The 15,669-nt window shown below is 49.6% G+C and carries 10 protein-coding genes; 1 reads left to right on the top strand and 9 read right to left on the bottom strand.

The annotated features are described in order from the left end of the window. Nucleotides 1–12 precede the first annotated feature (12 nt). The 9 genes from ACFQ0N_RS14250 to ACFQ0N_RS14210 form a co-directional block, all read right to left on the bottom strand. Nucleotides 13–1,599 carry an ABC transporter substrate-binding protein gene (locus ACFQ0N_RS14250; protein ID WP_379327122.1) on the bottom strand — a complete coding sequence of 529 codons (1,587 nt, stop codon included), beginning with the start codon at nt 1,597–1,599 and terminating at the stop codon, nt 13–15. A gap of 985 nt (nt 1,600–2,584) precedes the next feature. Further along, nucleotides 2,585–5,008, bottom strand: a complete 2,424-nt coding sequence (locus tag ACFQ0N_RS14245; protein WP_379327120.1) for a hypothetical protein — start codon at nt 5,006–5,008, stop codon at nt 2,585–2,587. Between the two features lie 45 nt (nt 5,009–5,053). Continuing rightward, complete coding sequence (locus ACFQ0N_RS14240; RefSeq protein ID WP_379327118.1) at nt 5,054–6,673, bottom strand: extracellular solute-binding protein; 1,620 nt, start codon at nt 6,671–6,673, stop codon at nt 5,054–5,056. Nucleotides 6,674–6,716: 43 nt separating this feature from the next. Further along, a complete protein-coding gene (locus ACFQ0N_RS14235; protein WP_379327116.1) occupies nt 6,717–7,613 on the bottom strand; it encodes a carbohydrate ABC transporter permease in 897 nt (298 codons plus the stop codon). Between the two features lie 25 nt (nt 7,614–7,638). Next, complete coding sequence (locus ACFQ0N_RS14230) at nt 7,639–8,589, bottom strand: ABC transporter permease (RefSeq protein WP_379327114.1); 951 nt, start codon at nt 8,587–8,589, stop codon at nt 7,639–7,641. Between the two features lie 180 nt (nt 8,590–8,769). After that, complete coding sequence (locus ACFQ0N_RS14225; protein ID WP_379327112.1) at nt 8,770–10,479, bottom strand: sensor histidine kinase; 1,710 nt, start codon at nt 10,477–10,479, stop codon at nt 8,770–8,772. Nucleotides 10,480–10,482: 3 nt separating this feature from the next. Beyond that, the gene (locus ACFQ0N_RS14220; protein WP_379327110.1) at nt 10,483–12,024 is read right to left on the bottom strand and encodes a response regulator transcription factor; all 1,542 of its coding nucleotides are present in this window, start codon (nt 12,022–12,024) and stop codon (nt 10,483–10,485) included. 451 nt (nt 12,025–12,475) lie between these two features. After that, nucleotides 12,476–13,354, bottom strand: coding sequence for an aminoglycoside phosphotransferase family protein (locus ACFQ0N_RS14215; RefSeq protein ID WP_379327108.1), 879 nt, complete (start codon nt 13,352–13,354; stop codon nt 12,476–12,478). 112 nt (nt 13,355–13,466) lie between these two features. Next, nucleotides 13,467–13,880: a GNAT family N-acetyltransferase gene (locus ACFQ0N_RS14210; protein WP_379327106.1), complete on the bottom strand. Its 414-nt coding sequence runs from the start codon at nt 13,878–13,880 to the stop codon at nt 13,467–13,469. An 817-nt stretch (nt 13,881–14,697) separates the two neighbouring features. Here ACFQ0N_RS14210 and ACFQ0N_RS14205 point away from each other — a divergent pair. Then, entirely contained in the window at nt 14,698–15,651 is a 954-nt protein-coding gene (locus tag ACFQ0N_RS14205) for a MerR family transcriptional regulator (protein ID WP_379327104.1), read from the top strand. Nucleotides 15,652–15,669: the final 18 nt, after the last annotated feature.

Here is a 15,669-nt window from a genome sequence, read left to right as displayed (position 1 = left end):
GCTATTCGCTGATCAGTAGCCCTTCTGCCAGCCCTCGGTGTTGATTCCATTGTTTTGAATGTAGCTGTCGATATCTTTTTTCATCGCCTTATCGAAATCGCGGTAGAACGTATTGTCGTCGATCATGCCTTTAAACCACATATCCAGCTGACGGTTCAAATCCGTTCGGCCATTGGCTGTCGGAGAGCTGAGCCAGCTCGTTCCGTCTACCTTCGGGAAGCTGTTTTTAAACCAGTCATTCAGTTCAGGCGGAACCTCGGAGCCTTTGACAGCACCCAGCGCCGCCCCTTTTTTCTCCAGCACCATCATTGAAATATTTTCAGGCGTCGTCAGAAATTTCAGGAACTCAACGGCTGCCTGCCGCACGCCCTCTCCGCCGTGAGCCTTGATCGACGGCTCCAAAATGTTAAACATGTGCTGCGCTGCCGGCTGATACGGGCCTTGCTCCGTATACTCGATTTTGGCGGCGTGCGGCGACGAGTTGTCCGTTACAATCGGCGGCGGGAACATCCCGAAATCAAATTTGCGCTGCGTATCGCTCAGCTCCTGCGGCAGCCGCCACAACCCGTCCTCAATCATCGCCAGCTTGCCTTTGCTCCACTCGTCCTGGTAATCGATTTTGGCATAGCCGGGACTTAGCACTTCCGCATATTTGCGCTTGATCAGGTTCCAGAATGACTGGACGTATTCATTTTCCGCGAAATAGACGCCTTCATAGGCACCGCGAATTTGCTCGGCAAGATCAACTTTGCCGTCCTTGTCATAATCCAGCCGGTCCTTGAGCTTCATAGAGAAAGCGGGCCCTACACTAAACTGAACATCCCAGTTGTCAACGATGCTGGTTTTGTTGCCGGCCCACGGCCCAACCGTGTCGTACCCCGCATCCTTGATCTTCTTGGAAATCTCCATAAATTGTTCCCAATCCTTCGGAACGTCGACGCCAACCTTCTGGAAAATTTCTTTGTTGTAATAGTACGCCGTAGGCGGCCCCGGGAATACCGTCAGCGGAATTGAGACGATATTGCCGTTAAAATCCTTAAGCGGATCGAAAACATACGACGGGAACAAATCGGCCCATTTCTCATTGCCTTCCACGTAGCTGTTCGGCGTTTGCAGCACATCGTTCAAATTCATGAACCAGTTTTTATCGGCATAAACCGGGCCGAAGGCATATAAAATATCCGGCGCCGAGTCGCTGGCAATGGCCGAGGTCAAATATTGCATTAATTGATCGCTCGTATTGGCAGGCGGGATATTGCGCGCCCATTCAATTTTGACATTCGGGTATTTCTCCATGAACGCTTCGGCAATCAGATTAGTGGACGTGAACACTTGCGGATTTTCCGCTGTCGGCTTATCGCTGATGGAGGGCGTAAGATTGTTCAGATCGACAATCAGTCTTACAGGCTTGCCATCGTTGATCACAATTTCGCCAGACTTCTTGTCCTCCGATTTGTCAGGTGTCTCAGCTGCAGGCGGTTTCTCCATTTCTGCTGTTTTGGAATCGTCAGGCTTTGTGTTTCCGCTGTTGCTGCTGCTGCATGCCGTGAAAGAAACCGCCATGCCAAGCGATAGCAATGCAAGCAATGCTTTTTTCATTGTCTACATCTACCCTTTCTGTACTGCATAATGATTGCGCTTTCGCTAATTCCCCTTGTATGTAGCTAATTGAAAATTATTGCCAGTGACTGCTACCAACCTCCCTTCTTTACTGTATGGCCGCCTTCTGACCAACATCATAATTCATCCACCCGGACAAAAAAATCCTATTCTATTGACATCGCTCTCCTTTTATTGACCTGTTGAAGCGGCTTGTCCCGGGCAACTGTCCGATGCGCACCCCGTGTCCCGAGCGGACCTATGAGCAGTTATTTTGCCGAAAACAGGCTCAATTCGCAGTTTCGCGGACAGACGATCCGTTATTTACTCGAAAACAGGCGATTTGAAGCTTTCGCGGACAGAGGGTTCATATTGGCTGACTAAATGGATTTTCTACAGTTCGTTTTTTGGTTTGTTCGCTTGATAGTCGGACTAGATGGAAAACCTACAGTTAGAATGGGAGATAGAGAAGGATAGACTCGATTTGGCCCGAACTAGTTGGATGATTTCCAGTTAGATCGCAAAAATCGTCTGTTTTGGGGTATTTTACCTACATAAAATCCAGTTAGTTTTGGGGAAAAGAACGTTAAGCGCAGACTCTAAGGTTGAGCCCTATGTATTTCTTTTTCCGGATAATCAACAGACGTGTTTTGTTCAACATTTCCCCCATTCTTCACCATACGCAAGAAGAAACGGCTGACGCCATCCTGGCGCGAAGCAAGTTTCTTCCCTAGAAATATAAGCTGTGTATAGGGTGAAACTTATACGTTCTTATATTTCAAAAAAGCCGTCCCACAAATGTGGAACGACTTATATGTTTCGCCTGTATACCAGCCTGCCTGCCAGTCAGCCTACCACCCTAATCAGCCGATCAGCCTACCGCCCTAATCAGCCGACCATTCAGGCCGACCAGCCTGCCGTACGACCATCCCACCGACTAGCCCGTGGGACCACAGCAGCCCGCTGCCCTGCCGGCCCTTGGCGGCTATACGCTGCGGCCGACTGCCTCCGGCTCTCCGCGCATTAATACCGTCACGCTAACCTCAGGCTTCGGATTGCCGTTAAACTTGCAGCTGAATGACAGCGTCTGCCCCCCGTGCTTGACGATTGGCGCATCGGCGGAAGCCTCCACAGTCTTCAGCAAATTCCAGTTGCGGTCGTATACGCTGCCGATGCGGCCGCCTTCGCAGACGAGGTACTGACCCGCCATGACTTCCGTATCAAACGTCATATACGTGCCATCCGTGTAAAAGGTCGGCCGTTTCACGGAAGCATCTTCATTGCCGTAAGACGGATTGACGCGCATGATAAAGGCAAGCGCCTGAGCGGCATGCGGGTTGAACAGCGCCCAGTCCGATCCTCCCGGCTGCCCCGGCTGCAGCTCGGCCGGGCTGCAGACGAGCGGCTTCGACCGGGCAACCGGATACAGCCGCCAGCTACCCTCACCTGCCGGCTCGAGATGCCAATCGCCCTGCGGCTCGCAGAGCCGCTTCCGCTGCTCCGCTGTAAAGGCGCCGGCCTGCCGCGCTTCCTCCCATTCGCGCACCGCTGCCAGCAGCAGCTCGCTGTTGCCGTTTCTTCGCAGCACCGCCATATCCGCCACCAGCGCAAAGCCTGCTCCGAAACCTGCCGCCTTCGACAGTACCCATTCGATCTCGTCCAGCGTCGTCGCTTCAAAGCGGTCCGAGGCTGAGCGAACGAGGAACCAGCCCAGCATCGGCGGGATAAAATTGCGGGCAAAATAACGCTGGTTGCTCAGCCGCCACTCCAGCTGCCCTTCCCGCGTAGCCGCACCCCACGGCTCACCCCAGTTAAAGCGTGTAAAGATATGCCACAAGTAGTTCGGCACGACAATGCTGGCATCGTTAATGACCTCATCGCCCCAGCCGTCATAGCATTGCTTGACGAAGCGGTTAACACCATAGCCGTCTTGACCGGTGGCATAGACCCCTTCCAGACCATCAAACGAAATCTGCTTCAGCCCGGCAGTCGCATATAAGCGCGACAACCGTTCGCTATAAGCATCCTGCAGCTCGTTATTCGGGAAAAAGACATCGTACGGATGATCCCATACCCGGCCGATAACAGCGCCGGCATCGTGTGCCGCAGCCGTTGTCCCATTCGCGCCGCGCGTTACTCCGAGCAGCTTCCACGGCGCACTGTCCGTCACGCCCTCATATTCAATCAGCTCATTGCCGATACGAGCCGAATAACGGAACAAATTAGCCGTAAATGGCGCCGGATCGTCCACCTCAAGTTCCTGCGCATCCGCATCTGCCGCGGATGCCAGCCGGGCAACACCCGCCAGCTGCAGGCGCTCATCCGGTACCGGCGTTACGTAGGCATCATTTAATGTCGTAAAATTTGACAGCGTATGCAGCCCGACATGCACGCCTGCGCTTTCCGCCGCCTCAACGCATGCCTTCAGGCTTTCATCGCCGTTCGGAAAGCTTCCCGGCTTCAAGGTAAAATGCCCCCAAGCCGCAAAAGGATCGGGATGGTACACATACTTGAGACCGGCAAGCTTCGTGTAGCGGACAGCCTCTCCCATCGTCGCTTCGGAAAAATCGGTGATCAAGTAGGAGCGCGTCGCCTCCGGCGATATTTTGCCCCATACGCCGCCAAACGTAGGATGTGGCAGCCCTTCACCAAGCTCGATTTCCTCAATCGTCTCCAGTACCTCGCTGGCCGGACAGCCGAACAGGGCAATTTTCGTACCGACGATGCGGGCATCCTCACCGCCGATCGGAGGGACAGCTACGTCCGGCAAATTCCATACTGCACGGCGGCCCGCTTTCGTACGGTTCCGTGCAAATGCTTGCAGCAGGCTGCCTTCGTTGGCCGGCCATGCCGCGCATACATCATACTCGAATTTGTTGTCGGACGGCTGTCTGCTGTCGGGATCAGGGCTTTGCCCAGCATGCCCCCCCGAATAAGAGGGCTGGACGTAATCCAGCCGCTCAAGCTCAATCGGCCATCCTCCTACCGTCTTTATATTCAAGGCTTGAATGCCGATCGCAAACTCCCCGTCATGGACAACACCGACCGATTCGCCGATCGAACCGGCAACCGCAGTCGCATACGGTCCCCAGATGACCGTATCCACCCGTTCCTCATCCGTAATATGCGTTACTTCAAACGTCGCGTACCGCTCCTTGCATGCCAGCCCGACATCGATTTGCACTGCACCGTCTGCAAAGAAAAACGACAGAACGTCCGCCTCTTCGTTAAACACTACTGAGGAAGGGTCATGCAGCTTGCCGTCCACGACGGCATGAATCAGCGGTGCCCCCCCCGACCCCGACGATACGGGCGCATACTCCTTGCCGTCCGCTATCCCCTTTAAGCTGACAATATGCCCGCTACTGCTTAATTCAAGCTTTAAACTTCCTGCAACTATATTTTTCATCGCCATCGCTCTCCTGTCTCCTTACCCGTCCTCCAGCACCGCTTATTACTTCAAGTTTTCATCGTAAACTTGCTGCGCCTCGGCCAGCACCTTATCGCCGCCGATTTTTTTCCACTCCGCAACAAAATCATCAAATTCATTCAGCGATTTCCGTCCGGTAATAAAATCAATATAGGTTTGCAGCGTAAATTGCTTCAGCTTATCCTGCGTTTCGTTGTACACCGGTTTATTGAACGGCGCGAGAATATCGATATTTCTCGTTCCTTTGGCGCGCGTGTCCTTTGCCAGCTGGCGCATGCTTTCGTCCGAAGTATACGACGTCTGGAAATCGTAATCGTTGAACGAGCCGGCCATCGAATAGCCGCCGATTCCTGCCTTTTTGCGCTCCTTCTCATCCGTATAAGGCTCGATAAATTCAACTGTACCTTTGTCGCTCTCTTTCCAATGCTTGCCTTTCTCGCCGAACTGCATCAGTTCATAAATTTGCGGATCGAACTGCGTCGCTTCGAATACTTGCATATATTTGATCATTTTGTCACGATCATTTTCCAGTTGCTTGCCGAACATAACGCCTGAAGCAAAAGCCGGGTTATATTGCGAAATACCGTATTTGCCGTCTGGCCCTTTGACCCCGCCTATAGTCGCAAAATTAAAGCCCGGATGCTTCTTCGCCAGCTTGTCGTACCATTGCTCTCCGCCGAGGAAAGCGTTGCCCGGCAGGAAGGCCCACCAATAAAATTCGATCGCTCCGATTTTATCGGTCAGCACCTTATCTTCCACATTCTCGCCTTTATTGACCACAAATTCAGGGTCGATTAGCTCGTTTTTGTACCAGCGGTTAAGCACCTCCAGCGCTTGCTTCGCGCCAGGCTCGATTTCGCCCCGCACAATTTTGCCTTCCTTCTCGCGGAAAATATCCGGATAGACGTCGAAGGCGCCGAATACCGAGCTGAACATGCTTTGAATGTTATCGCCTGACGCGGTAATGCCGTACGTATCCTTCTTGCCGTTGCCATCAGGATCTTCATTGCGGAATTTAGTCAAAGCGATTTCCATTTCCTCCAGCGTTTCCGGTGTTTTGTCGATGCCTACCTTTTTCAGCCAGTCTTCACGAAAGCCAAGCTGGATACCATCGATGCCAATATCCCAAATTACAGGAAGTCCATAAATTTTGCCGTCTCTTCTGACATATTTGAAGGGATCCTCGCCCAGATACCGTTTCAGCCAGCTGAGGTATTTGGGCATATGCTGCTCAATCAGCTCCTGCGGAATTTCCGCCCCTACACCCTGCTGCAGAAACTTGTCGTATTCGGTAAAAGACGGCTCCTTCCACCAATCCGGAATATCACCGGATGAAATCATCAAATTCAGCTTTTCTTTCATCCCTTCACGCGAAGCGGCTATGAACTCGGCTTTGATACCTAATTTTTCTTCCAGCGCGTTTAATCCGACAGAACCTTCCGTCGCATTTTCATCCAGATTCCAAAATGTCAGCTTCGTTGCTGGCTGCTGTGCCGGCGGGCTCACTTTGTCCCCGTTTCCTTGCCCTTTCCCGCTTGGCGCATTGCCATTCGTACCGGTGGAACCGCTATTGCCGCAGCCTGCCATAACCGATGTCAGCATGGCCGTGCAAAGTGCCGCAATTAACCAACGCCTCTTCTTCATTCGAACCAACCCTTTCTGTTTTGGATGAATCTATTACAGGGAGCTACCCTTTAATAGCGCCAATCATGACCCCTTTGACAAAATACTTCTGAACGAACGGATAAACAATCAGCATCGGGATAATCGAAAACATGACAACGGTCGCCTGCAGCTGCCTGCCGGAAAACTCCGTTTTGTTGCCGATATTTTGAATGACGCTATTAATATCCGACATATTGTTTTGAATGATAATTTTGCGCAAAACAATTTGCAGTACCTGCTTATCGGGATCGGATATATAAATCATGCTGTCAAACCAGGCATTCCAGTGGCCGACTGCTACCCATAATGCAACCGTCGCCAGCACCGGCTTTGACAAAGGAATAACGATTTGCGTAAAAATGCGGAGATACCCGGCCCCGTCCACACGCGCCGACTCTTCAAGCTCCTCGGGAATGGAGCGAAAGAAATTTCGCATGATCAAGACGTTGAATGCCCCGATCGAACCTGGAATGACGAGCACCCAGATCGTATTGAGCAAGTTCAGCTCTTTGATCAGCAAATACGACGGGATGATCCCTCCGGCAAACAGCATTGTAAATAAAATGAAGCTGGTAAAGGTGCCGTTCCACGGCAAATCCCGCTTCGACAGCGGATAGGCCGTAATCGCCGTCAGGAAGGTCGACAGACATACACCTAGCACAGTCCTGACGATCGTGTTCCAATACCCTGACCATAAAGCGTCAAACTTCAGGGCTAGCTTATAGCTTTCGAAGGTCAACTCGGTCGGCAGCAAAATGATGCCCGATGAATAAGCAGCACTGTCAGCCCCCGCTCCATCAAGCGAAATGACGACCTGCGTCCAGAACGGGTACAGGGTACAGAATAAAATGACGGCCAGCACAATATAGAGCACAACATCAAAGACCCGTTCCCCTGCCGTTTTTTTCACATTTAACATGACGTTCGCTCCTCACCCGTACCGATTACCATAAAGCATGCTCCTTGCCGCCGATCCATTTGACAATGCGGTTCACCACAATGATCAGCACGAGCGCAACGACCGATTTGAACAATCCGACCGCGGTAGCATAGCTGTAATTCATTTCAACAAGCCCTTTTCGATATACATAAGTGTCTATAATATCAGCAACGTTGTACACTTTGACATTGTACATATTGAAAATCTGATCAAAGCCCGCATCCAGAATGCCGGACATCGATAAAATCAGCATAATGGCAATGACCGGCACAAGCATCGGAATGGAAATATAGAACATCCGCTTGAACCTTCCTGCACCATCGATAATGGCAGCCTCGTACAGCTGCGGGTCGATATTGGAAATGGCCGCAAAATAGATGATCGAGCCCCAGCCGAATCCTTGAAAGATGCTGGTCACAACGAGAATCGAGCGGAAGTAGCGGTCGTCTGCCAAAAACAGCAGCGGATCGCCGCCAAACAATTTAATAATGGCATTGATCGGACCGTCGAGCGAAAATAAAGTAAAGAAAATGCCCGCCATCACAACCCAAGAGATAAAATGCGGCAAATAGGATACCGTCTGCACAACTTTTTTGAATTTCAGGCTGGCAACCTCACTGAGCAGCAGCGCAAACAAAATCGGGACAGGAAAGCCGAATATAAGCTTGTATAGGCTGATAATAATCGTATTTTCCAGCACGGTGTAAAAATAAGAATCGTCGATGATTTTGCTGAAATGCTCGAACCCTGCCCACGGACTATGCAGGATTCCTTGAGTGATTTTAAAATCCTTGAAGGCCAGCAGCACGCCGTACATCGGCAAATAGTGAAAAATAATGTAATAGACGATTGCCGGTATCATCATCAACAGCAGCACACGGTACTGCTTATATTTTTTCCGCTTCTCGCTGCGCAGCGCACGCTTCCCGAGCCCGGCCGCCATTGTGTCGTCCATTGCTGTCACCCCTTCCTTGTATGCGCTTTCGTTTTGTTATTCAAAATCATATCACGGGCCACTGAATAATAAATTATCAAATATTTCTGATATCGTTCACTTTTCTACGGATTTGCGACTTATGCGAAAAAAAGCCTGCCGTGCAAGGCAGACTTTTCAGACCAAGGCAGAACCGCCCGCTTAAGCGGAATCCTGTTTGTATTGCGGAATCGTAAGCAGCATCACCGTGCCCGCTCCGGGCTCGCTTTGGATGGAGATGCCATATTCGGCTCCGAACAGCAGATGCAATCTTTCATTGACGTTTCTCAGCCCATAGCCAGCCGCTTGCATCGACAGAATCCTTTCCACCGTCTCCTGCGACATACCCGGACCGTTGTCTTGAACAGCAAAAAGAATCGTGCCTTCCCCCATACGGGCGCTCACCTGCAGCAGCCCTCTGCCCGCCGTTTTCATATTGATCCCGTGCTTGATTGCATTTTCGGCTAAAGGCTGCAAAATCAAATTAATAGTCGCATACTGGCAGACCTGCTCGTCGATATCGTAAGTGACATCAAAGCTGTGTTCGCTCATGACCTGAATAATTTCAACATAGGACATAATATTGTCCAGCTCTTCCCTGACGGAAATAATGTTGTTGCCGCGGTTGAGCGCCGTCCGGTAAAACTTCGCCATCGCAGTGACGACATGACTGATATCATGGGCATCACTTCTTAGCGCCTGCCAGTTGATGAAGGATAGCGTGTTATATAAAAAATGAGGATTGATCTGCCATTGCAGCGCTTTCAATTCAGCTTCCTTTTGTACAATTTTGCTGCGGTACGACTCGTCAATCAGCTCATTGAGACGGACCAGCATGTTCCCGAACCCGTTCGTCAATTCTCCGATCTCGTCCTTGGATGTGCTTCGCACCCGCAAATCGAGCTCCCCCGTCTCCACCCGCTTCATCAGCATATTTAGTTTATAAATACGGCTGATCATCGTTTTGGAGAAGATCGAAATAATGATCAGCAGCGTCACAATACAGACGAGGATAATAACCAGTGTCGCATTAAGGATTGATCCCGCATTTGGCGAGACTTGTGCTGCGGGCACGAGACAATAAATCGTCCAGTCCGTCTTGGGCACCGCTTTTTTGACAAGGAACAATCCCGTCTTGCCAACCGTAACCATTCCTTCCTTCATTGTCATCACGTTATCGGCAGTGAGCGCCGTTCCAGCAGCCTCCTGGTTCCCATATATCACCTGCTTATTTTTGTCGACAATCATAATCCCGTACTCCCGCGCCAGCTCGGCTACATTCTTAAAAAAGCTGGCATCGTTAATCCGCATATAAACAAAATCTTTACGCTCCGCGGACATATCCGGGAATGTGCCGGTCACAAACAAGCCGTCATCGTAAAACCACCGAGTCTGACTCCCGGTTCCGCGCGCTGCCTCCTCATACCAGCGTTCCTGCTCCACCCTGCCGGCGGACAGCACCGAATCGCCATATTCCGGTACATACCTTTGCGTATAAAAGGTGACTTTTTCGATATCTTTGTCCAGACTTGTCATCATAATCAAATAAGGAGTCAAATATTCCTTCAAATCGCGGGATAAATTGACCAGGTCGATATAGTCATTGCCAACTATTTTTTGAAACGTTTTGTTGTACATCATGGAGCGGATCGTATGGTTGTAACGCTCGGCCGAGCTGCTGATGCTGTCCGAAATGGTGTTCACATTTTTCTCAATCCCCTGCAATGCCTGCAGATCCAGCATTTCTCTGGACTGATTGTAAGCATAGGCGCCCAGCACCGAGATCGGAATAAGGATGACGGTCAAATAAGACAGAAACAGCTTGTGCTTGAACCGCAGCTGATCAAAGTAGCGGTAAATTTGGCGCTTCATCGTCTAGGCCTCTTCCCGGAATTGGGACGGCGTTTTGCCGTAATAGTTTTTAAATAGTGAACTGAAATAGGGCAAATTATGATAACCGACATCCTGGCCGATATCGGCAATTTTGCGGTTCGTCGTCAGCAGCAATTCCTTCGCCTTTTCCATCCGGTACAGCGTAATATATTTGTTGATGCTGATTCCTTTCTGCTTTTTGAACAGATGGCTCAAATAATTCGGTGTCAAGTAAACCCGCTCAGCCAGCAGCTCAAGCGACAAATCAGCGGCATACTCGCATTCGATCGTCCGTACCGCTTCCTCAACCGCTTTGGATACCCCGTCAGCAGCAGGCTCTGCCGCAGTGCCATACTCGGCAAAGATCGTGTGCATCACCTGGCGCAAATCACTTAGCCGCGATGTTTTATAAATTTTTTCCAGACTGTCTCTAAATTTATTAGCATTCTTTTTGGCAGCGGCCTCGAAAAGCGCTTTCACAACTTCTGTACAGACGTATTTGACATAAATAACCGAAAAATGATCGCTGTTTTGCAGCAGATTGAACAGCTGATCAAAACCCGGCTCCACAATTTCAAAGCGGTGGCGCTGAATACGGCCGGTCAGTTCCTGAAGCAGATCGTCAATCGCCTTCGTTAAATCATTGGCGGCCAGCGGCATATCGCCTGCAAGCAGTACCGTACTATCATCGAAAAAGAATTTGTTCTCCAGCATCATCTCCAGCGCATTGTATTCCCTGTAAAGCTGTCTCGCATCATCCACCAGACCGCCAATGACAACCGTCACTTCGCAGTTGAACCGAGTCCGCAGCCAGTCAATCAGATCACGCCCGAGCACCCCCAGCGTTTGCTGCGGCTCTTCCGCAAAAGCTTCCAACAGCAGCAAGCTTTGAAATTCATTCAAATGGACAACGTCGCAGGCGCGCCGCACAGCTTCGGCAATTTGCCGGTCGAAATCGAGATCCAGCCGGTCGAACAGCCGGGTTCGCGAGTCCAGCAGCAGCATCCGCACATAGCGATAGCCATTGAAGCTGGCGATTGGCAGCGGCTGCCCTATCTCCTCCGGCTCCTTATGGCCCATGATCAGATCGGTCAGCAGCTTCTGTTTATTGTAACGCTGCTCCTTGCGATACGATTCCTCCAGCCTTACTTGCTGTTCCTTCGCCTGCCGCTCCTCGCCGCATAACTGAATGACTTGAGCTACCACCTTAATAAACTCGCTCACCTGCACCGGCTTCAAAATATAGCGAATCGCCTTCAGATCGATCGCCCGTTGCGCATACTCGAACTCGCCGTAAGCGCTCATGAAAATGACTTTGATGGCCGCATTCCGCTCCCGAATCCTCTCCGCTAACTCGAGCCCATCCATGCCCTTCATACGGATATCGGTAAACAAAATATCGACGTCATGGCTATCGATATACTTGAGCGCACTTTCCCCGCTGTCCGCTTCGGCAATTTCCAGCTCCAAATTGTACTTGTCAACCAGAAACTTGACCCCATCCCGCTCGAATCTATCATCATCGACAACAAGCATTTTCAGCATTGACCCCACCGCCTTATGATCAATCATCGTATTTACAATGGAGTGTATCATAACCTGTATTTCTATTCCATCAAGAAGAAACGGCCTGCGCCGTCCTTGGTACTATCGCTAAGTTTTTTCTTCTAACATCGGAGTTCAGGGGACTAAAGCTCTGAAGGAGGGTCGCCTGCAAAGCGGTTTTATCTAACGGAAGCCGCGGACCTTATTTCGTTAAATTCCTTCCTTTTCGAAATCTAACGGAAGTGATCGATCTTAATTCGACGTTTTCTTGCGAAATCGGGCTCATCATCATCAAATAGGAACTCACAGTTCCGTTACAATTTCAAATCGGTCGAATTTTCGCAAATAGCGGCTGTGGCATCCGTTAGATTAGGCCACACCAGCCGAAATTTTATAAATTCTATACTATCAAAAAAAACTCCGTCCCATAAAGGAACGGAGTTAATCTGGGTTATCGCCCTGCATAATCTTTCAAAATAATGTCGAGTGTGCGCTTCGCTTCCACCGCCGCGGCAGAAGCCTTTTCATTCCCGTCATACGTGATAAGCGCCTTCCATAGTGCCCAGCCGCGTGCCCGGTTCATCATTCCCTTATCACAGTCCATTGCCGCCAAAAAAGTCCTTCTGCCTTCGTCATCAAAAAACGTCCAAGCCATCGCTAAATCGCAGGCAGGATCTCCGACACCCAATATCCCAAAGTCAATAACAGCACACAGTCTGCCATCCGTCACCAAAAGATTGCCAGGCGCTATATCGCCATGGACCCATACCGCCTCCCCCATCCACTCGGATTGCAATGCTTCGTCCCATATCTGATGAAATTGGCTTGTCTCTATTAATGACTCCAGATTTTTGAGTGCCGTCTTCGTTTCTTCATCGTATACAGTGAGTGAACCGCTCCGATAGAAATTGTGCGCTCCCGAAGGAGGCCCGTCAGAAGCTGCAATAGCTTGCAGTTCCATTAGGAAGCTTGCCAAATCAACAGCCAGTTGGTTGTAGCTTATGATATTGTCATGGCTTACCTTCTCCCCCGGGATCCATCGGTTCACCGACCATGGCCACGGATAACCTTCCGCCGGGTTTCCTTTAGCTAATGGGGAAGGTATGGGCAAGGATAGATAAGGGCTTAGCTTCGGCAGCCAAAAGAGTTCTTTTTCGACTTGGGGGACATAGCGCTCATGACTGGGCAACCTGACGCTCATATCCTCGCCTAAATGAAAGGTGCGATTATCGTTCCCGCTTTTGGCCACTGGTTCGATTCGCAAATCCGACCACTGTGGAAATTGGCTTTTGATCAGTCTGCTTACTAATTCTTTATTGATCTCAATCATTCGCTCGCCTCCATAGTAAAACTGTAGAGCCCGCAGTTGTTGTTATATAGATACTACAACAGTTTACAGAGGAAGCAGCGGTAAAGATCAAATATAGCCATTCTATCTCAGCTTAGTTCCGGGGCGTCCTTCTCATAAACCGCTCCTGATCGCGCTCAAAGCCATACTGCTCATAGAGGCCGTGAGCATCCTTCGTACCCAGCATGCCTGTCATCCCTGCGAACTCCGAAGATTCGGTAATCACCCTGACAAGCTCCTTCGAGATCCCTTGCTGGCGATACGCTTCCAACACGAACACATCGCACAAGTAATACATAGTAACACCATCAGTAATAATTCGTGCGAAGCCTATCATCTTCTCCCCATCATATACACCGTAGCAAAGTGAATTTTCAATCGACTGTCTGATCTTTTCCGGTGTCCTTTTACTTGCCCAATAGCTCGTAGCCAGAAAATCAATTACAATCTGTACATCGATTCGCTGCTTATCGTCGCTAATAACATATTGTCCAAAGCTAGTCTCCATACACGACACCTCCGTTTTTATATCAAGGACTTTGTCCGAAACGTAAAGAACTCCGTCCTTAAAGGGACGGTGTTGACCCTTTATCACATTTTTACTTTCATTCTAAAATTGGAAAGAATTGTAGTCAACAACAACTTTTTAAGCATCGATGTCGGCTACTGTTCCTTAGGTAAACGTGGGTGAAGCGGACCGTAGATCAGTTATCTGTGAACAAATGTGCCAAAACGGCAGGGCGGCGGACCGTAGATCCGCTATTTTCCTCAAATTGCCACGAAAATCGGGCAAAACCCGCAAATAGCGAATTCTGTGTCCGCGAAACCTCGAATTCGCCTGTCTTTCGACAAAATAACGGATCGTCGGTCCGTATGCCTCCTGGATGACCATTCACAGCCATCTCACCCTCCATATAGGTATTTTTAGGGGTCCATACGTGTTGCATGTATAAGCGTGCAGCATTATAATAAAACTAAAGTAGGAGTCGTGCTGTAACACGACTCCGGCACAGTAGCCCGCTTCAAAGGCGGTCGGCTTCAGGTATATATCAAGAATAGACCGTACACCTGGTGGAGGGCGGTCTATTTCTTTTGGTTAAGTGCTGTTATGATAGCAACCACCAGCGTCAGCAGCGCGATAATTTTCCGAGCCGTCCTCCCCATATATCTCTCTGAATGCAACCTTATACTTCGCAAAATGAAAATCGTATCGAACCTCCTTAGTTACAACTTGCTGTTGCTGGCTCCCAGTATACAGCCTCCTGTAAGAGGACATTCAAGCCTTGTTTTTAACTGGGTAAACTAACGTACTGGAGGTGGAAGTTTTGCAGAATGAAACTGGACTCTATTCGATCGGGGAAGCAGCCAAAATGATCGGTTCCACGATCAAAACAGTCCGTTACTACGATGAAATCGGACTAGTGAAACCTACCAGCTATACAGAAGGGGGGCATCGATTATATACAACGGAAGATTTATGGCGTCTGGAGCTGATTACAACCTTGCGCTATCTCGATTTTGGCATTGATGAAATAAGCCAGATGATCTCCGGAGAAATACCGATTGATAAAGCGCTCGACTGGCAGATCGAATCGCTTACGACACAGGTTAGTACGCTTACCAATATGATTTCGATTTTGCAGCAAGCGAAGCAGCACCAAGGGGATTCACTGCGATATATCTATGATTTGGTCCATGCACGGACAACTGACAGCGAAAAGCGCAAGCAGTTCATCACGGAGAAAGTGGAAGCCTCTAAATTTTTGGAAGGAGTTCCTGAAGAATGGCGAGGCTCGCTGTTATATTTCTTTAACACATATATTATTAATCAAGTGAAAGAATCAGCCAAACAAACGATCGCCTGGAATGAGCTTCAGGAGCTTATTAACGATCCGCAATTTATAGCGGACCTGAAACAGGACGAATTTTTGTTCTTTAATATGGTTAATCAGCCTCGGCTTAAAGCCGGCGTTTGGCTCAGGAAGCAGGAGGATATCCACAATCGTTTGAATAAGGCATTGAAACAAAAATTATCTGCCGACAGCCTGTTTGTACAAGCTATCGTCGAGGATACGGCCATGCTGTATGCCAATTTGGAGCAATCGGCCAATCAAGAGGATTTCTTTCGTTACTTTGCCAAATATTCACAGCGTACCCGGTCGGAACGTATTGAACGATTCAATACGCTATGTTCTATCCTCAGTCCAAAATACCGTCAGTTTGCAAAAGGCAACCTGTTATTGCTGCAAGGTATTCAGTGGAAGCTTGAACATATGTAAACCAAACGAACAGCCGAG

This window comes from Paenibacillus sp. GCM10027626, from assembly GCF_042676285.1.
GTDB lineage: Bacteria > Bacillota > Bacilli > Paenibacillales > Paenibacillaceae > Paenibacillus_Z.
The sequence above is the reverse complement of the archived record's forward strand: the minus strand, read 5'-3'. Positions and strand labels throughout refer to the sequence as shown.